Origin of the sequence: Salinispora mooreana (genome assembly GCF_000379065.1) — a bacterium.
Taxonomy (GTDB): domain Bacteria; phylum Actinomycetota; class Actinomycetes; order Mycobacteriales; family Micromonosporaceae; genus Micromonospora; species Micromonospora mooreana.
On the sequence record NZ_KB900614.1, the window covers coordinates 4,597,036 to 4,616,506 of the forward strand.

At 65.0% G+C, this 19,471-nt stretch carries 14 protein-coding genes; 7 read left to right on the forward strand and 7 right to left on the reverse strand.

The window, feature by feature from the left end; all coding sequences use genetic code 11:
• Positions 1–27: 27 nt before the first annotated feature.
• Positions 28–1,572 carry a class I SAM-dependent methyltransferase gene (locus SALPAC6_RS0122015; RefSeq protein WP_018255483.1) on the reverse strand — a complete coding sequence of 515 codons (1,545 nt, stop codon included), beginning with the start codon at positions 1,570–1,572 and terminating at the stop codon, positions 28–30.
• Positions 1,573–2,210: 638 nt separating this feature from the next.
• Between SALPAC6_RS0122015 and SALPAC6_RS0122020 the strand changes: the two genes are divergently transcribed.
• Genes SALPAC6_RS0122020 through SALPAC6_RS0122035 form a run of 4 tightly spaced genes read left to right on the forward strand, consistent with a single transcriptional unit; the run spans position 2,211 to position 8,065 of the window.
• Positions 2,211–4,010: a non-ribosomal peptide synthetase gene (locus SALPAC6_RS0122020; protein ID WP_018255484.1), complete on the forward strand. Its 1,800-nt coding sequence runs from the start codon at positions 2,211–2,213 to the stop codon at positions 4,008–4,010.
• A complete protein-coding gene (locus SALPAC6_RS0122025; RefSeq protein ID WP_080636116.1) occupies positions 4,007–5,512 on the forward strand; it encodes a condensation domain-containing protein in 1,506 nt (501 codons plus the stop codon). The genes SALPAC6_RS0122020 and SALPAC6_RS0122025 overlap by 4 nt, the downstream gene beginning before the upstream one ends.
• A gap of 26 nt (positions 5,513–5,538) precedes the next feature.
• Positions 5,539–6,780 (forward strand): acyl-CoA dehydrogenase family protein, encoded by a 1,242-nt coding sequence (locus tag SALPAC6_RS0122030; protein WP_018255486.1) that lies wholly within the window; start codon positions 5,539–5,541, stop codon positions 6,778–6,780.
• 40 nt (positions 6,781–6,820) lie between these two features.
• Entirely contained in the window at positions 6,821–8,065 is a 1,245-nt protein-coding gene (locus tag SALPAC6_RS0122035; RefSeq protein WP_018255487.1) for a cytochrome P450 family protein, read from the forward strand.
• 312 nt (positions 8,066–8,377) lie between these two features.
• Here the strand turns inward: SALPAC6_RS0122035 and SALPAC6_RS0122040 are convergent, their stop codons facing one another.
• The 4 genes from SALPAC6_RS0122040 to SALPAC6_RS0122055 form a co-directional block, all read right to left on the reverse strand.
• Entirely contained in the window at positions 8,378–9,688 is a 1,311-nt protein-coding gene (locus SALPAC6_RS0122040; RefSeq protein WP_018255488.1) for an FAD-dependent oxidoreductase, read from the reverse strand.
• 39 nt (positions 9,689–9,727) lie between these two features.
• Entirely contained in the window at positions 9,728–10,150 is a 423-nt protein-coding gene (locus SALPAC6_RS0122045) for an SgcJ/EcaC family oxidoreductase (RefSeq protein ID WP_018255489.1), read from the reverse strand.
• Between the two features lie 14 nt (positions 10,151–10,164).
• Positions 10,165–11,337 (reverse strand): acyl-CoA dehydrogenase family protein, encoded by a 1,173-nt coding sequence (locus tag SALPAC6_RS0122050; RefSeq protein ID WP_018255490.1) that lies wholly within the window; start codon positions 11,335–11,337, stop codon positions 10,165–10,167.
• Between the two features lie 137 nt (positions 11,338–11,474).
• Entirely contained in the window at positions 11,475–12,350 is an 876-nt protein-coding gene (locus SALPAC6_RS0122055; protein WP_018255491.1) for a TIGR03560 family F420-dependent LLM class oxidoreductase, read from the reverse strand.
• Between the two features lie 320 nt (positions 12,351–12,670).
• Here SALPAC6_RS0122055 and SALPAC6_RS26560 point away from each other — a divergent pair, with 320 nt between their 5' ends.
• Positions 12,671–13,510 carry a helix-turn-helix transcriptional regulator gene (locus SALPAC6_RS26560; protein ID WP_050591226.1) on the forward strand — a complete coding sequence of 280 codons (840 nt, stop codon included), beginning with the start codon at positions 12,671–12,673 and terminating at the stop codon, positions 13,508–13,510.
• 38 nt (positions 13,511–13,548) lie between these two features.
• Here the strand turns inward: SALPAC6_RS26560 and SALPAC6_RS0122065 are convergent, their stop codons facing one another.
• Positions 13,549–15,096, reverse strand: coding sequence for a 4-hydroxyphenylacetate 3-hydroxylase family protein (locus tag SALPAC6_RS0122065; protein WP_018255493.1), 1,548 nt, complete (start codon positions 15,094–15,096; stop codon positions 13,549–13,551).
• Positions 15,097–15,296: 200 nt separating this feature from the next.
• Here SALPAC6_RS0122065 and SALPAC6_RS26565 point away from each other — a divergent pair, with 200 nt between their 5' ends.
• Together SALPAC6_RS26565 and SALPAC6_RS0122075 are read left to right on the forward strand one after the other, a co-directional pair.
• Positions 15,297–16,502 (forward strand): epoxide hydrolase family protein, encoded by a 1,206-nt coding sequence (locus tag SALPAC6_RS26565; RefSeq protein ID WP_050563514.1) that lies wholly within the window; start codon positions 15,297–15,299, stop codon positions 16,500–16,502.
• Positions 16,503–16,534: 32 nt separating this feature from the next.
• Positions 16,535–17,839, forward strand: a complete 1,305-nt coding sequence (locus SALPAC6_RS0122075; RefSeq protein ID WP_018255495.1) for an extracellular solute-binding protein — start codon at positions 16,535–16,537, stop codon at positions 17,837–17,839.
• Between the two features lie 60 nt (positions 17,840–17,899).
• On the opposite strand, the gene SALPAC6_RS0122080 is transcribed toward SALPAC6_RS0122075, so the two are convergent.
• Positions 17,900–19,447: an FAD-binding oxidoreductase gene (locus tag SALPAC6_RS0122080; protein WP_018255496.1), complete on the reverse strand. Its 1,548-nt coding sequence runs from the start codon at positions 19,445–19,447 to the stop codon at positions 17,900–17,902.
• Positions 19,448–19,471 lie beyond the last annotated feature (24 nt).

Here is a 19,471-nt window from a genome sequence, read left to right on the forward strand (position 1 = left end):
ACGAACCAACCCCTTTCAGGGGCCTATTCAGTGTGTTTTCTCGGCAGTGATGAACACCGCAAGCCCGATTTCGAACTGTTCCCGGACGGTGAAACCCGCCTGGTTCAGCCAACGTGTGAAGGTGCCAATGTCGTACATGCGCAACCCGTGCTCATGCTGAGGAAAGTGGTGTGAGTGCACGAAGTGCCGGTAGATCGGATCGGTGGCATCCCGGAAGGTGTACGTCGTGAACGTACCGCCCGGGCGCACGCACCGGCCGATCTCCCTAATCGCGGCCTCAGTGTCATCGAAGAAGGCGTGGGGGCCGTTCCAGCACATGGCGGCGCCGAGTGTGCCGGTGCCGAACGGCAACGTGGCGGCGCTGGCCACCACGGCCGGTACTGACGGCAGTCGGTCGCGCAACGCAGCGAGCATCACCGGCATGAGATCCAGGGCGATCACCCGTTCGGCGCCGACGGCCTCGGCGAGCGCGATGGTCCAGCCTCCAGGGCCGGCGGCGACATCGAGTACCGGGCCCTCGACCGGTCGGACGAGGTCAGCTATGTACTTCTCCTCTACCGCGGAGCTGACCGGGCCGTCCCAGGCGAAACCACACAGCCGCTTGAAGTGGGGTCGGGCGTGTGCCTCCACGAAGTGACCCATCGTGGAGATCTTGGAGAGCTGGAACAGTAGTCCCTCGTCGCGGCCCGCACCCGCCTGCTGGCCAGCCCCGGTGAGGTCGATCATGCCCCGCCTGATCGGGAACCGGGCGGAGCAGGACGTACACGTCGCCTCGTCGGCCTCGAAAGTGAGCCCACTGGAACACAGCGGGCAGCGGTAGGCAGCCGCGTGCCGTTGCCACAGCTCCACATCTGCGTCTTTCGGTTGCGGATGCCGAGGCGCGAGTGAGTCCGGAACAGCCGGTACCGGCTGCCCGTTGCGAAGCGCCCAGTAGGCCTTGGCCCCGGTGAACCCAAAGATCGTCTGTGTGTCGTTGTGCCACTGGTCGGCGACCTGTGCGGGAGCCAATGACCTGACCCAGGCCCGGTCGAACTCGAGTTCCGCCTCATCCATGTTCCACGCCGTGGGGTGGGGGAAGACTCGGCCTACTGTCGGGGCCGGGTCAGCGGGATCGAAGGCACGCAGCGATCGGTCCAGCCGGGACAGATCATCGGCGCCGGCTCCCACCGCACGGGCAGTGGCGAGGATCCGGGAACGCTCGGTCGGGAAGTGTGACATCAGGTACAGCAGCGCCTGCCACAAGCCCTTTTCGTGCTCAGCATCCCGCCAGAGATCAAGTAGGTGGTCAAGGTGGGGGTGAATTGCGGTGCCGACTGGACCATCTGTCCGCGGATACTCTGTCTCCACGAGTAGGCCGAGCAGAATGACGAGGTCGCCCTTCTGGCGCTCCTCGCCGTGCTGCATCGCCGACAGTAGTAGCGGAACGGCATCGATCGCCGAGTCAGTTGCCTGTCCACCTTGCCACAGCGCGGCGACCAGCTGCTGATAGGCCGCCTCGACCCGGTGCGCCGGTGCGTTCTCGAACGAACGCAGTAGCGCTGCGGCCGGGTGGTCTACGCCGAAATTGGTCATGCGCGTTCCCCTTCTGAAGGGCCATGGGACAGGTACCGCCGAAAGAGCCGCTCTGCCGCCGGGTATTCGGCGTCACGATCAGTATGGATCTTCCCAGCGCATCAATTGTGTCTGTTGAATATGATCTCGGCGTCTTCGAGAATGCGCTACGGAGATAGGTGATCCGGCTGCCCCGACCCTTCGTTAGCTAACGAATGTCGCCCCCCGGGAGGCGAACGGCGCCAGCGCCTGCCGGTTCCGATGTCTTCCGTGATCTGGCCTCCGGGAGTAGGTAGTCACACCATGGTGGGGTGCTCGCAGTACGCCGGTTCCCGGCGGGCGGCGTGATGGTGCCGGCCGGAGAGCCGCGGACAGCCGGGTCCAGGACTCTTGGGCATGTCGACTCTTTGTCGCCTGGTGCCCCTTGCCCGGCTCACGTCGTGATCGTGCCCCCCAACGCCGCTGACCGTCGACTCCGAGTGTGCCAACCCGTGGCAGACGCACCAGTACTTTCGGCAACGTGGAGGAAGACCACCTCCTGTCTTCTGCTGAGACTGATTCGGGCGGAGTGCCCCACGGCGTAGTGGTGCGGAGACCACGAGGCGCTCACGTGCAGCACCGTGTCTACCCCGCGCAGCCGTACCGAAAGGAGCCTCGCGATGGAGCCGTCGTCGTCGATCCAGGAACGTTTCGCTGCGGTAGTGCGGCGCTTCCCCGACGGACCTGCGATCACCGGTGGCGGAACCACGTTGTCGTACCGTGAGCTCGATGTGGCTGCGGAGCAGTTCGCCGGTCGGCTCCGTCTCCTTGGAGTACGTTCGGGCGACACGGTGGCGGTGCTGACCGGGCGGACCGCTGACGTGGCGATCGTCCTACTCGGAGTGCTGCGCGCCGGCGCGTGCTACGTCCCCTTGCACGATGGCTATCCGACCGAGCGGCTCGGCTTCATCGTCGAGGAGTGCCGGGCGCGGGTCCTGGTCACCGACCAGGCGACATCTCGGGGGAAGGTGCTGCCCAGCACCGAGCAGGTACTCGTCGTCGATGGCGCCAGCATCGCCAGTGAGGCGGCACCATCGCGGTTGGCGTCCACGGTTGGCCCAGACGAAACGGCCTACATCATGTACACGTCGGGATCGACCGGGAGGCCGAAGGGCGTCGCGGTGCCACACCGCGCGGTAGTCAGCTTGGCCGAGGACTCGCTGTGGGACTCGGGTCGGCACGACACGATCCTTTCCGTCGCACCATTTGGTTTCGGCGTGGCCGCGTACGAGCTGTGGGTGCCGTTGCTACGCGGCGGCCACGTGGTCGTGGCACCGACAACAACCTTTGACCTGCCCTCCCTACGTCTATGGATCGAGCAGTACAGTATTTCTGCGCTGCACGTGACGGCCGGACTCTTCCGCGTTCTTGCGCACGAGGATCCCACCGTGCTGTCCACCGTTCGTGAGGTGTTGACCGGTGGCGATGTCATTTCCCCGGCCGCGGTTCGTGCCGTGCTTGAGGCGAATCAGGGCCTGGTGGTGCGCGCGATGTACGGTGCGACGGAAACTTCGTCGTTCGTCCTGAGCGCAGCCGTCACCGTACCGGACGAGGTCGGCACACCCGTCCCGGTCGGCGTGCCGCTACGGGACGTGCATGCCTACCTGCTCGACGAGCGGCTCACACCAGTTCCACCAGGTCAGGAAGGTGAGCTCTATCTCGCCGGACCGCGGCTGGCCCAGGGGTACATCGGACGGCCGGACCTGACCGCGGATCGCTTTGTCGCGGACCCGTTCGGCACCGGAACGCAGATGTATCGGACCGGGGACGTCATGTATCGCAAGCCCGACGGGCAGTACGAGTTCGTCTTCCGTATCGGTGAGCAGATAAAGATCCGCGGCTTCCGGGTCGAACCACGGGAGATCGAGGCCGCGTTGACCCGCTGCGTCGGAGTCGCCGATGCCGCCGTCTCGGCCCGAGCGGGCCCGGCGGGGGAGAAGCGGCTGGTCGCCTACCTCGTCGGTCCACCCGACCTGGATCTCAACGCCGTCCGCGTGCAGGTTGCGCGATCACTACCGGAATACATGATCCCGACAGCTCTCGTCGTCCTTGACGCGCTACCGCTTACCAAAAACGGCAAGCTCGATCGCACCGCGTTGCCCGAGCCTGAGCCATCCGGTCCACCATACAGGGCTCCCCGCACTGACCGGCAACGAATCCTGTGCGAGCTGTTCGCTGAGGTCCTGGAGGTTGACACCGTTGGCATTGAACACAGCTTTTTCGACCTCAATGGCCAATCACTGAGCGCCATCAAACTGGTTGGTCGGATTCGAGCGGCGTTGACGGTCGACGTCTCGGTAGGTGACCTGTTTGACGCACCAACCGTCGCCGAACTCGACGCGGTCATCGACGGGCTCGGCACCGCGGAGCCGGAAGGTTCGGACAATGCTATTTCTGCGATCCGGGGCGGTGCGTCATGATTGATCCCTTCGAGGTGCCCGACGCCACCTTTGTTGTCCTCACGAACGAGGCTGCCCAACACTCGCTCTGGCCTTCCGCTCTTTCCCCACCCCCGGGATGGGACCGGATGTACGGGCCGGCAAGCAAACTACGGTGCCAGCGCTACATCGACGCCTACGGCAGGACCAAGGGGCCGGTGGTTACGGCCGGGCTGTCGGCCAATCAGGAGTTCCTCCTCGGATTCGACCGTGGCGACACTGACGGTGCCTTCGGCGAGCGGCATACCCTGGCCGGTGCGTGGTGGATCAGGGGGGAAGTCGACACAGTCGCACTGCGTGCCGCGCTCGACGCCGTCGTGGCGCGACACGAGATACTGCGTACCCTGCTGGTGGCCGACGATGGCGGCCACCGCCAGGTGATTCACCCGGCACAGCCGGTCCGCCTCGTGCTGCGCGACCTTTCGGGCATCGCCCTCGCCGACCGGCCGGCCCGGGCCGAGCAACTGCTCAACGAGGTGGACGCGGAGCCGTTTCCGGTGCGAGAACTTCCGCACCTACGCGCGGTGCTCGGTCGATTCGATCCGGGGGAGGCGGTGCTCGTGCTCGCGACGCATCACACCGCAACCGATGCCTGGTCGATGGAGGTACTGATGCGTGACGTGTCCGCCGCGTACACCGCGGCGGAGCCACTGCCTCCAGCGACGCAGTATCGGGAGTTCGCGGCGTGGGAATCCACCTCGGAAGCGACTTCTGGTAACGAACGGGCGCGTGGCTACTGGCGGCAGGCACTGGCCGATGCCACCGTGACCGGGCTGCCCACCGACCGTCCGCTCCGCCCCGGCCATCCTGACGCCTATGCGGTGCAGCGTTTCGTTCTCGACCCCGAGCTGTCGAGTGGGGTGACGGCACACGCGCGTGCCATGCGCAGCTCTCCGTTCATGGTGCTGCTAGCGGCGTATCACACCTATCTCTGGCAGCGTCTGGGCCGCTGTGATCTGGTGACACCCACCTTCGCGGCGGGCCGACAGAACGACCGTTTCGGGGCCACGGTGGGCCCGATCTTCAACATGGTGCCGCTACGCACCGACCTCAACGGCTGCCGGACCTTCAATGACGTGCTGCGGCGGACTCGCCGCACCTGTGTCGAGGCGTACGCCAACGAACTCTCCTTCGCCGAGGTCGCGCAGCTCGTCCCGAAAATCACCGAGACCTTCACGGATTCGACCGTGGCTGTCGCCGCCTTCGAGGTCCTGCAATATCCCCCAACCGGCCGGACGGTCCGCCTGGGCGCGGCCGTGGTCACGCCGTTGCGCGATCGGCGAGTGTCCCAGGACGTCAGTTCGGCCATCCCCGACGGTGCCCTGTGGGCGCTGGACATCACCCCTGCTGGGGAAATCGTCGGAAGCCTCAAGTACAACCGCGTCACCTTCGACGACGACACTATCGCCGACATCGTCGCCGGCTTCCAGGCCGTGCTGCGTGCCGCCTGCGCGGCCCCCGACGCTCCACTGCCGCCGATGTGAGCCGCTCACCGGAGAGGAATGAGGCGATGGCGATCAATGACCGTGACAGTGGCTCTCGGGAATCGGCATTGGTAGGGGTCGGCCTGGCACCGGGCGCGAGCGCGGTGGTGGCCCGTGCCGAGGCCATGACGGCGTATCTCGTCGCCCGCCAGGGCGAAACGGAACAGCGCACGTACTACGGGGAGGACGTGCACGAGAGATTTGTCGAGGCGGGCTTCTACAAGATCCTGGTTCCCCGCCGTTACGGCGGGCTCGAACTCGGCGTCGAAACCTTCGCGCAGGTCGGCATGGCGCTGGCGCGTGGCTGTCCGTCAACGGGCTGGATGTATGTCTTTGGCGCTGCGCATGCGCTGGCGGTCGCCACCCTGTTCGAGGGGCCAGTCCAGGCAGAACTCTTCGGCGACGGGCACTTCATCTGCCCCATGACCGTCGCACCCAGCGGCGTTGCCCGCCGATCCGGAGACGGCTGGATCGTTACGGGTAACTTCCGATACTGCTCCGGCGTGCCGTATGCCACCCACTTCATGGGCCACGCGCTTGTTGACGAGGGGAATGGTTCCCCGCCATCGCCGTCGCTGTTCGTCCTCCCCCGGTCGCAGTGGCACCAGGAAGATGACTGGGGCGCGCAGCTCGGCCTGCGTGGCAGCGGGTCACACAGTATTACGGTGCGCGACGCGTACGTACCCGCGGAGCATGTGCTCCACGGTCACTTCAGCCAGTTCGACGTCAGTCATGGTACGCCGGGCCGCGGCCTGCACGACAATCCGGAGTACGGCGGCGGCCCGCTCAGCTTCATGCTGCTCGAGATCGGGCTGCTCGGTGTGGGCATGGCGGCCGGTGCCGTCGATGCGTACGAAGACCTGATGCGGAGCCGAACCACGATCTTCGGCACGCCGGTCATTCGTACCGCGGATCCGGACTATCAACAGCACTACGGCATGGCGGTGGGCATGGTGGCCACCGCCGAAACGGCTGTACTTGGTGCGATGCGGCATTGGCGTGAGTTGAGTGCCCGTGGCGCTGCAGCCGTCACCCGCGAGCAGGAACTGCGTCTCGCCGGCATCGGGCGAGAGGCGTTTCGGCTGAGCTGGCGAGCCGTGGCGGAGCACCTGTTCCCGAGTGCCGGGTCGAGCGCAGCGCTCGCTGGGGAACGCATGGAACGAGTCTGGCGTGATATGTCAACCGTGCACAGTCATGCCGGGCTCGGAGTTTTCCTGTCCACGATTGCCAACCGTGAGCTGGCAAAAGAGCACTTTGGCGGTGGCTGATCGCATGCCGCCGACTGATACCCGGAGAGAGGAGCTCGCAATGCACGAGACATGCCCTGTCCTCGACACCGCCGGTCGCGATATACACGGTGAGTCCGACCGGCTGCGGCAGCGCGGTGCCGCGGTCAAGGTCAAGCTGCCTGGCGGTGTACTCGCGTGGGCGGTTACCGGCCACTCTGCAATCAAGAAGGTGCTGCTGGACCCGAACGTTACCAAGAATGCCCGTGCCCACTGGCCAGCGTTCATCAACGGCGAGATCCCGATGGACTGGGAGCTGATCAGCTGGGTCGCGATGGACAACATGGTCACGGCGTACGGCGCTCACCTGCTCCAGCTCCGCAAGCTGTCTGCCAAAGCATTTACTCCGCATCGGGTGGAGATGATGCGTCCACGGGTCGTCGCGTTGGTCAACCAGCTACTGGACGACCTGACCGCGGGCGGGGATGAGGTCGTAGACCTGCGGGAGCGCTTCTGCTACCCGTTGCCGGCGCTCACCGTAGCCGACCTCATTGGCATGTCAGAAGAGCACCGTCAGCAGACCGCGAAGGCCATGGACATGATGGTCGACACCACGGTCACCCCGGCGCAGGCGCAGGAGACCCTCGCCGGTTGGCGGGGGGCGATGGCGGAGCTTATCGCCGAGAAGCGCCGCAATCCCGGTGAGGACATTGCCAGTGATCTTATCGCCGCGCGCGATGACGAGAACGGTGCCAAGCTCACCGACACCGAATTGACGGACACCATTTTCGCGATCCTGGGCGCCGGCTCGGAGACCACGATCAATTTTATCGACAATGCGGTAACGGCGCTGCTGAGCCATCCAGACCAGCTGGCGATGGTCCGCTCTGGCCAGATCAGTTGGGCCGAGGTGATCGAGGAGACGCTGCGGGTCGAATGCCCCCTGGGAAGCCTGCCGTTACGTTACGCCGTAACCGACATCGAGCTCGAGGGAGTGACTATCCCGAAGGGGGATCCGATCCTCGTCAACTACGCCGCTGCCGGCCGGGACCCCGCCCTACACGGGGAGACCGCAGGGCAGTTCGATGTCACTCGTCCGGACAAGGAGCACATCTCCTTCGGTCGTGGGCCGCACTACTGTCTCGGCGCCGGCATAGCTCGGATGGTTGCTACCGTCGGTCTCTCGACGCTCTTTGAGCGGTTCCCGGACCTGGCGCTCGCCGTGCCGAAGGGGGAACTGCAACCACTGCCAACATTCATCATGAACGGTCACCGTGCGCTGCCGGTGCGGCTCGGGGTGCACCGGCGGGCCGCAGTAGCCGGTTAGCCCTCAGCCATCGCGACGATCGCCCGTTGAAGCCGCAGGTGATGTGGCTTCAACGGGCTGACACATGTGCGCAGCTTTTGCGCTTGTCGGGTAGACCGCCACTGCGGTGTGCCACCGGCACTGTCAGTCCGGTGAGTACGCCTGCAAGGCGGTGCCGGACGGGAGGGAAGCGGTGGGTGCGGTGCACAGGACAGCAGCAGCTACGGCGCCCCGCAATGGAGCATGGCGACGCCGTGAGCTGCCGACGGAGGCGAGGCCGCACCGACCCGGGGTGTGGAGGTAGGCGGTGCGGCCACCTCGTGGCGGGCGTGCCTACCGGAGTACCCGGAGCAGCATCGTCGGTCGCATCATCGACTGTGGCGAGTCGACCAGGCCCAACACGCGCATGAGTCCAGTCAGCACCTTTGGATCTCGGGTCGCCGCCGCCTGGGCCCTGCTCATATATGCGTTACCGATCCGGACCTTTGCCGGGCGCTCGCCGGGCACCTCGGCGAACGCCAGGTCACCACCGGCCGAGATGTCCCAGGGCACGTCGATGACATTGGCGAGGTCCCGTGCGAAGCGTAGCGGCTCCGGCACCCCCGTTCGTAGCTGATCACGGAGAACCAACGCCTCGATTGCGGCGACCGTCATCCCCTGACCGTAGACGGGGTTGAAGCTGCAGGCAGCATCGCCCAGGACAAGGAGGCCAGCGGGAAAGCGGCTGAGTTGCTCGTACCGGACCCGGACGCTGGCCGGGTAGCGGAATGCCACCGGGTCATCGAGGGGCTCCGCCTCGCGGACCGCCTCGTAGATGCCGGGCACCGGTAGTGACCGCACGTACTCGAGAAACCCGTCTGGATCGGTCGGGGGCCGGTCACCGAGGACCCCGGTGAGGGAGAGCACCCAACGACCATGCTCCATCGCGGAGAAGAACGCTCCGCGTGGGAACGCTGGCGAGGCAACTGGGTTGATTGACTTGTCGCCGCGGACGAAGTCCTCGGGCGGGCTGCGGTAGTAGCGAGTGGTGTATGTGAGATCGATGTGTATCCGCTGCTCTGGTGGGCGCTCGTAGCCGAGCTCCGCCAACCAGGCCGGGGTTCGCGAGCCACGGCCGGTGGCGTCTATAACGAGGTCGGCCTCGATTGATTCGGCGGTGTTGTCGCCCGCCCGGCCCACGCGCGCACCGAGTATCCGGCCACCGTCGCCCGTGCTGAGTAGGCCAAGAATGTCGCAGCGCTGCTCGAGCCGGATGTTGGGCAGTTCCAGGACCCGCTCACGAACGTAGCTCTCCAGTACCGGCCGAGTGGCCGAGATGTACCGCAGGCCGGTGCGGGCCTTGCGAGCCTGCCGGCCACCGAAGTACCAGCGGAGCTCGCCGAGGTCACCTGTGTGGGCCCCGGATGCCGCGGCGCGCGCGGTAAAACCAGGAAACAGCTCCTCAAGGATCGCCTGGCCGCGGGCGAGCAACCCATGTACATGCCTGCCTTGCGGCACGCCGCGTCGGGGCGCGGTCACACCGACCATCTCATCGCGGTCGACCACGACCACCTCCGCGTAGTACTCGGAGAGCACCCGCGCGGCGAGTAGCCCGGCCATGCTTCCGCCGAGCACGAGGGCACGATCACCTACCGGTGCGGCCATGCGATACCTCCTTCAGATCGCGGTTCGGTGCAGCCGGCGTCACGCGGCGTTCGCCGGCGTGTTCTGGTACGCCGCGAGCCGCCACTCGCCATCGCGCTTGACCACCAACCAGGACGCGCGGACGGCACCCTTGCTCGACACCTCACTCTCTCCGGATTCGAGGACACCGCCGTACGACAGTAGGATCGCCGCATCTGAACCGAGTGAGCGCATGCTCATCGGCTTGCCGGTAACCTGCGTGCCCTTGTAGCGGCCCTGGTAGGCCTCGGCGAGGTACTGGCGGATTTCCTCTCGGCCGTTGCGGTAGATCCCTGGGAGGATCATCGTGCCGTCCTCGACGAACAGGTCAGCGAAGCTGTCAGCGTCGTGGTAGGCCCATGCAGCCATGACCTTCTGGGTGAGCGAGGCGATTCCCACCTGGTCGGAGCTCGACGGAGCAGCGAGCGGTCCAGCGGTCGTCATGGTGATTGTCCTTCCTAGATATACTGCGTGTTGGGTTCCAAGCCGCACAGAACGCGGCCGTAGAGCTCGGCATTGGTGTGGGGATGCATCAGGGCGTGCAGCGATACCGCCTGTACGTCGCGGGCAATGCGTTGGATCGGTACGTCTTCGTAGATGGATGACCCACCGCTGGCCGTCGCAAGGACGTCGACCGCTTCTCTGGTCAGACGCACGGCGGCGCCCAGGTCGGCGCGGGCGCGTGCGCGCTCGTCAACCTCCCACGCGGAGCCCTCAGTTGCCTTGGTGTCTACCTGAGCCGCGAGCCGGTGTGCGTGAAAGTCAGCCTCGTCGAGTTTGTGCGTTGCCTCGGCGACCTGCAGGTGGGTCAGCGGGGCCGCGGCCTGACTGTCGTAGTCGGTGTAGGTCACCTTCCGACCCGGAAGGCGCTTGAGAAACTCCGCTCGGGCCGCGTGGCCCATACCGACCACCGCCCCGACGGACGAGGCACTTGCCACCGGCAGCAGCGGAACTCGGTAGGCTGGCGACGTGGCTGACGCCGGCTCTCCGGCCAGCACGGTTCCGAGCGGCAGGATCCGCTCCTGCGGGATGAAGACGTTGCGTGCCACGGTCGTTACGCTGCCCGTTCCGCGTAGCCCGGAGGTTTTCCAGTCATCGACGATGAGCAGGTCTGACATCGGGACCAGTGCCACGATCGGGTAGGGCTCGGCACCGTCGGGCGCGAGGATCGCGATGATTTCCTGCCAGTGGCTGTGGTGTGCGCCGCTGATGAACTGCCACTTGCCGTTGACCACGACGCCACCGGGAGCCGGTGCGGCCATCGCACTCGGGCTCAACGTGCCACACACTCGCGTGTCCGGGTGGCTGAACACCTCGTCCTGGACATCGTCGGGGAACAGGCAGGCCATCCAGCCCGGAATCCAGTAGACCGTCGCGACCCACGCAGCTGAACCGTCGCCACGGCTCAGCTGCGCGGCGACGTCGACCAGTGTCCGGGTGTCAGCCTCGTAGCCGCCGTATCGCTTCGGGCGACGCAGTCTGAACACGCCCGCATCTGCCATCGCCTCAATGACCTCGTCGTGTAGTCGGCGGTGCTCCTCCGCCCAGGCCGCGTGCTTGTGTAAGACGGCGGCGGCATCGACGGCCTTGCCGATAAGTTGTTCGCGTGTCGGTAAGCCGATCTTCGTCACTGATCCTCCAATGGTTCCTAGCTCGACGGCGAGTAGAGTCGCCACCGGAATCCCCACACTCGCCGCCCGCATCAGCATCGACGGATGCGCGATTCATTGTGGATAGCAAAGGGGCGTGGAATAATCGCTGTGAAGCGTCACTCGTTGGCCATCGCGGGCAGCGCGTGCTCGCCAATTCGCTCGACATCCCGGATAGGGTCATTCGACGAAATGATGCAAATCGTGGTGTCCACCTCTGCGGCCGCTATTCGTCGAAGCTGCGCGAGGAGCGCATCGACGCCGGCGCTCTCCGTCACGTCCACCGGAAGTACGCAGGTCTTTTCCACGGTGGTGTGGTCGCGGCCCGCCTCGTCGCACAGCCGGCGCAGTAGTTCCAGCTTTTCGGTCAGATCGGGCCCCGGGTAGAGGTTGCAGGCATCGGCGTACTCAGCTACCAGGCGTAGTGTCCGCCGCCCCCCGCCGCCCAGCATGATCGGGGGATGCGGTCGAGTGATGCTCTGCGGGTCGCTCAACGTCCGCTCAATGGTGTAATGCCGGCCCGTATATGGCTTTTCGGCTCCACGCTCACCGGTCCAATAGCGCAACAGGATCTGCAGCGTCTCCTCCAGCATCGTGAACCGGTCACCGAGTGGCGGGAATTCGATGCCGGAGCCGACTGCCTCGGACTCGTCCCAGCCAACCCCGAGTCCCAGCATGAATCGACCGCCGGTAAGCACGTCGAGCGTGGTGGCGCTCTTTGCCAGCAGGGCGGGGTGCCGGAAATGTACACCTGCCACCACCGGGGCCACGCGGCAGCGGGTGGTGTGGGCCGCGAGCACGCCGAGCGTCGTGAAGCACTCCAGCTGTGGGGCCTCCGGCCCGCCGGCGTGCGGTCCCTGCCAGAGATGGTCGCCCGTTGCGATGAGATCGAATCCGGCCTCGTCAGCGGTGCGGGCGATCCGGGAGAGGGTGGCGCCCATGCTCGTGGGGCCGCCGTCCCAGGCGAAGGCTCCGAGCTCCAGACCGATTCTCATCGTGGGTTCCTGCCTTTCGGCTCGACGTGGCAGCGCACACTTCATGGTCGTCCCGGCCGGTCGCGGAGCACGTCTTCCAGATTGCGCAGGCCCGCCGTAGTCGGCACAACCTGAGAAGACTTTCGATCAGGCCGACGGCACGCTGTGCACAGCCGTCAGTCAATCGGTGGGGGTCGCGTTAACGGCTGGGCACCCACGCGGAAAACCGGGCGTCAAGGGAGGCCGCCCCGGCCCTCTACCGAATCGTGCGGATCCAACCGCTGCATCAGCATGGAGCGGGCGATGCGCCATGTCTGTGTCTGGTATGAGCGAGGGGGAGAATGATGGAAGACCCGGTGCGTCACGCCGTCGGAATCATGTGGGCGCGATACTTTGAGCCCATCACCCTGGAGGACCTGGCTTCGGAGGTTTACATCAGTCCCTTTCATTTCCTGCGAGTCTTTGCCCGGGCGACCGGTACCACTCCGGGCCGGTACCTGTCAGCGCTGCGGATGTTTCAGGCCAAACGGATGTTGTTGACCACCAACCTGACCGTTTCTGCGATCGTGTGCAGCGTTGGATACAGCAGTGTCGGTACGTTCACCACTCGGTTCACCCGCTCGGTGGGGATGACGCCGAACCGCTACCGCGATCCGGAAATTGGCGCGCTGTTGGTCGCCGCAGGTCGAGGGTTCAGCGTGCTTCCGGGCCCGCGGGCGATGGCAGCGGTACCGGCACCGCTGCCCGGTGTCGGGCCCAGGGGCCGTGCGAATGTCGTCATCCGGCTGCCACAGTCACTCGGCCGCGCCAATGTTTTCGTTGGCCTCTTTGAAGCGGCTATTCCACAAGCGCCGCCTGTCACCTTTAGCTATTTACGGCACACCGCGTCCACAACATTCTCCATGATGGATGTGCCGGTTGGGAAGTGGACCGCATTCGCGGTGGCTGAGCCGGTCGAGTGTGGTCAACCAGGGATCCTGGTGGGCACAACTCGGAAACCGGTCTCGGTGTCACCCGGCCAGCACACCCCCATCCGCCTCGATCTGCATCCGTTGCGGGCCACCGACGCTCCGGTTGCGGTGTCGCTAGCCGTGCCGGCGCGACCCGCACTCGCCCTGCGCCCAAGCTGTCCGGCCGCTGACCGTCGTGCGGGGCCTGGGCTCGTTCGACGGGCAGCTTAGCGACTCGCCCGCGCAGATCCGAAGAGATGATCAGCGGTTCAGTGCTCCCCGAGGGCGTCGCGGCCGGCCCGTAGGTGTGGAAAGGATGAGAGGTCAGACACCTTCCATCCATCCACATCATACTCAGTAAGGCACTGGTCGACGAATGACATGTAGTCGTCGATCTCCCCGTTGGCGAGTTGGGCGGCAACCAGGTCCACCCGAGTATTTTCGTGGTTGCCCGCGTAGTTGCGTTCGTACAGCTCGTGTCGGCCGCCGAATTCGGTGCCAACTGCATCCCACAACAGCTTCATGACCTTCACGCGGTCTACCGCGTCGGTGCCATCTGAGCCACGCAGGTAGCGGTCCAGGTAGCCGCGCACATCAGGGTTCGAGAAGTCCTCGGCCGAGGAGTTGACATAGATTAGCCCACTCGCTACGTCCTGTAGCACTATTTCCCGAATTCTCCCATAGCCGATCTGCATGAACCAGCGGTATGCCATCCCATACCGTGGGTTGGGCAGAACGGCGCCGTTATGCCAAGGTATCGGGTTACGCGCTGCTGCGTCGGACAAGCCCCAGAACAGGTTGCGCCACGCGAGCACCTCACCGAGTCGGGACTGCACTCCGCGGAAATCGCTCGTGCCGGTGATCCTCAGTGCTCGCGCCAGTAGACCCGCGATGAATTCCAGCTTCACGGCCAGTCGGGTGCAGCCGTGGAAGGTGAATCGTTCGACGAACCCCGATCCACCGCTGAAGCGCTGGACCTTACCTATATCACCATAGATGAAGATGTTCTCCCAGGGCACGAGTACGTCATCGAGGACGAGGATGGTGTCATTTTCATCTAGGCGGGAGGAGAGTGGGTAATCAAAAGGAGTGCCCATGACCGCCGCGGTCGCGCCGTACGAGGGACGGCAGATGAGCTTGACGCCGGCGGCGTCCATCGGCACCGTGGCAACCAGGGCGAACCGGCGATCCTTGACCGGTAGGCCGTAGTGGGCGACGAAGTTGTGGTGGGTGAGCGCGGAGCCGGTCGCCACCACTTTCGCGCCGCTGACCACTACGCCAGCGTCGGTCTCCCGGCGTACGTGGACGAAGACGTCAGCGCTCTCCTCGATAGGCCGGCTGCGGTCTACCGGAGGGTGGACGATCGCATGGTTCCAATACAGTACTCGCTCCTGCGCCTCGCGGTACCAACGGCGGGCATTGTCGGCAAACGGCGCGTAGAAGTCGGCGTTGGCGCCCAGGGTGCCGAGGAACGAGGCCTTGTAGTCGGGGCTACGGCCGAGCCATCCGTAGCTCAGCCGAGCCCATTCGGCAATCGCCTGCTGTGCGCCAACCAAGTCATCAGATGTGTGGGGGGTGGTGAAGAAACGGTGTGTGTAGCCGCCGCTGCCGGTGTCGGTGGCCGTGGTGAGTGTGGCGCGTCGCGCGGGGTCGTGCAACGCATCGTACAGTCGGGCGGTCATGCGTACCGGGTTGTGGAAGGCCGGGTGTGTGGTGATGTCCTTGACGCGTTCGCCGTAGAGGAACACGTCCCGGCCGTCACGTAGGCTCTGGATGTACTCGTCACCGGTGAACGGACGCGCCGACTGCTTGGTCATGACGGTCTTTCTCCTGCCTGGTCGCACCGGTCGGGACTGCGCCCGAATCGTCACACCGGAATGTTGCGGGTCTTCCTCCTGGCTGCGGATTGTGCGAGCGAGCCCCGAATCCGGTAGTACCGCGCAGCGCAGGAGACGCTGTGGAGCGCATCCCGATGCGAAGGTCGGACCAAACCGTCCCCGATCGTGAAGGGATCGCCATGCGGCCGTTCCACCTGAATATCGCGCAGACGGAGCTCGACGATCTACGGCAACGGCTGGCCAGCACCCGGATGCCACCTGAGCTGACCGGCGTGGGCTGGACTCGCGGGATGCCGCTCGCCTACCTCCATGAGCTTGTCGAGTACTGGCGCAGCGGTTTCGACTGGCGCGGAGCGGAGCGCCGAATCAACTCCTACCCGCAGTTCACCACCGAAATCGATGGCCAGCGAATGCATTTCTTTCATATGCGCTCGCCACATCGCGACGCGACGCCGCTGCTGATGATCCACGGCTGGCCCGGCCTCAACACCGAGTTCCTTGACCTACTCGGGCCGTTGACTGACCCGGTCGCCCACGGCGGTGATCCAGGTGACGCTTTTCATGTGGTGCTGCCAGCGCTTCCCGGGTTTGGCTTCTCCTCGCCGGTGACGGAGGTCGGTTGGGACATCCCGCGGATGGCCCCTGCGTTGGTAGAGCTGATGCGCCGTCTCGGTTATGAGCGGTATGTCACTCAGGGGGGTGACGCCGGCTCGCTCGTCGCGCAGGCGGTGGCTGCTGCCGACCCGAAGCGGGTCACTGGCGTCCATGTCAACATGCTGCTCACCTTCCCGTCGGGAGATCCGGCAGAGGTGGCGTCATTTGACGAGGTCGACCAAGCCCGGTTGAGTAAGCTAGAGTATTTCGACGAACACCTATCAGGTTACATGAAGTTGCAAGCAACCCGACCGCAGTCGCTCGCCTATGCGCTTACGGACTCACCGGCCGGGCAGCTCGCCTGGATTGCAGAGCGATTTCGGGAGTGGACCGACCCCAACCATGATGGTGTCCTCCCGGTCTCGATGGACTACCTGTTGACGCTGGTAAGCATCTACTGGTTCACCCGGACTGCTGGCTCGTCGGGGCAGTTCTACTACGAGGACCGCGACAACGTCCGAAAGGCCAGGGCCGCGGAGAAGCCTCAACCACTGGAGCAGCCCGTTGGCGTAGCCGTGTTCCCGCACGACATTTTCGTGCCAATCCGCTCACTGGCGATGCGCGACATACCATCCATATCTCATTGGACTGAGTTTGACCGCGGTGGACATTTCCCGGCGTTGGAGCAGCCGGACCTGCTGGTGAATGATCTACGCACCTTCACTCGTTCGTTGCCAGCACATCGCACCCAAACCATTGTCGGTGGTATACATCAACTCGGCACAGCGTAGCCGCCTCCGACAAAATCCCTAAAGGAGGAAGCGTGACCGACGTCGTGGTGGATGCCTGGCTGGCAGACTTGACCTTCCCCAACTATATGGACTCACTTCACCAGCTTGCCCGCCGATTCGAAGCCGCGCACCCCGGCTACCAGGTACGCATTCGTGGACTGCACTTCGAGGACATTGCATCGGCCGCCGACCAGGCCGCCGCCGATGGACGGCTACCAGCCATCGTGGAGTACTACTACACCTCGATGCCGGACGCGCTCGACACCCGCGACCGCGCGAATAGACCGGCGTTTGTCCCGGTCGAGAGGGCTGTGGCCGGGCGTGCGGAGGTGCTCAACGAGCCGGTGGTCCTCGACGACCTACAGCCCGCCCTACGTGCGCAGTACGTCTGGCAGGGTGAGTTGTATTCGCTGCCGACGGTAGCTACCTCGTTTCACCTGTTCGCGAACATGACGCTACTACGGGCGGCCGGCGTAACCGAGATTCCGCAGACGTGGCAACAGCTACGAGCTGCGTGTGAAGAGATTGCGCGGACTTCGGGTGGGCCGCCGCATGCGATCACCTGGGCTAATAACGGAATTTCGTTCCAGCACGCTGTAGCCGTGCAGGGCGGTGCCATCGCCGACCGGGACAATGGTCGGTCCGGGCGGGCCCGGAAACTGGACTTCACCACGGACGAGATGTTGGCGTGGGTAGCGTGGTGGCGGCAGCTGCATGCCGACGGGCTATACGTCTATACGGGTGAACCAGAGGACTGGTTCGGCACGTTTGAGCTATTCGCCGAAGAGCAGGTGGCGTTTCGGCTCAGCTCGTCCAACGACATCGCCGCCACTGCGCAGGCAGCAGAGGCCAAGGGATTCGAGCTCGCGGTCGCAGACTTTCCCCACAACGCCGACGTCCCGCACGCCGGCAATGTGGTTGCCGGCACCTCGCTATGGCTGGCCGATGGCCTCGAGCCGGCGGTCCGGGATGGGGCGTTGGCCTTCATGCAGTTCCTGGCCAATCCGCGCAACGCCGCTGAGTACCACAAGGCACACAGTTTTGTCCCGGTGACCCGCTCGGCATATCGCCTGCTCGAGGAAGAGGGCTGGTTTACTGAGCACCCGTATCACCAGGCTCCCAACCGCCAGCTCGACCTGTGGTCGCCGCAACGACCGACCACCGGGGCTCTGGTCGGCAGGTATTTCCAGATTCAACAGGTGATGACCCGCGCCATGCACGATGTGTTGCTCGCTGGTGCACAGCCACGGGAGAGGTTCGCCGAGGCGACTGCCGAGGCGCAGCGGATGCTCGATGAATACCACGCCCGGCACTCCGGATCCGCACTGGTCGGTTGAAGCGGAAAGCCCGGCTGGTGAGCAGTCAGTGCCACCGACCGGGCCTTCCGGGCATCGTCGTTAGTCGGGCAGTCGGATCGAGAGCGCGTGGCGGAACTCGTTGCGTGGGTCGTAGCGCTGTTTCACCCGCTGCAACCGTGGGTAGTTGTCTTTGTAGTACAGGGTGTGCCAAGGCACACCTGAGGTGTTCCACTCCGGGTCCGCTAGGTCTCGGTCGGGGTAGTTGATGTACGAGCCGTCATTGCGGTCATTGGGAACCGGCACGCCGCCGGTGTCGCGGTAGACGTCTCGGTAGACCTCGCGGATGTGCCGGATCCGTCGCTCGTCTTCACTCTCCGATGACCACGAGGCGAGCCATGCGGCCTTGAGAATGCTGTCGCGTTGAGCGATCGCGGTGGCGTCTGCGGGCACGACGTTGACCTGCCCGCCGTATCCGATAAGGATCATGTGTAGGGAGCGCTCGTCATCGGTGGCGAGATGCCGGTACGCGGTAGCGATCTGTTCCGCCGTGTACCCCTTGCGAAGGTAGGCCGCCTTCAACTTGAACCGTCGTACCGTCATACCGCCCGGCTCCCCACGATTGGGGAACGACATGAAGTACAGCCAGGGCATGACGTCTTCCGTGTTTCGCATGACCGGCTCGACACTCAGGCTATCGGCTGCGGCATCGAAGTAGTCATTGATGAGGCCCTCGGCGTTGGGTAGGTCGTCGTCAACCATGGCACCGACGGAAATTACGGATCCGCTTCGGTGGGTGGCGTAGAAGAAGGCCATGATGTTGGCGCCGGGGCTTCCGGGTCTGCTGTTGTGCTCGAACCAGGTTCCGACGTTGCTGACCAGCCGGACGAAGTCCTGCTCGGACATTGCCTCCCAGGACCAGGCCACCATTCCGGTGCGCCACCGGGTCGGGGCTTTGGGTAGGAGTTCCGCTGGATTGGTCGAGGTGACACCGGGAGTACGGAGCCAATAGCGAGTGACGATGCCAAAGTTGCCGCCACCAGCGCCGGTGTGTGCCCACCACAGGTCATGGTGCGGGTCATCCGGATGGTCGGTGGCGACCACGGCTTCGGCGTGGCCGTCCTCGTTGACGACCACCACCTCGACCGCGCACAGGTAGTCGACGGCCGAACCAAGGCGACGTGACAGCGGGCCAAAACCGCCGCCAACCAGATGTCCGCCGATGCCGACCTCGGTGCCCTCGCCGATCGGCAGGGTGACGCCCCACGTCTTGTACATCTGCCGATAGACCTCACCGACGGTGGCACCCGGCTGCAATGCGAATGCCTGTCGATGTTGATCGAAGGACACCGTGTTCATTTCCGACAAGTCAATCAGGACGCCACCAGTGGTGGATGCGGACCCCTCAAAGCCATGTCCACCGCTGCGAACAGTGATCCGATGGCCCTCCGCAACCGCTCGATTGACCGCCTGGACCACCTGCGCCGTGTCCACCGGCACACAGACGTAGTCAACGTCGGCTACGAAGCGCTGGTTGTACCCCCGACGGACGCTTTCGTACCGCGGGTCCGCTCTGGTGATGGTGGCGATCGCCGAGGTGTTGTACGGCGCGTCTGGATGCGGCGGCTGCATGTCGTACGTGTGGGTCACGTGGATTCCTCCCAAGCTATGGTT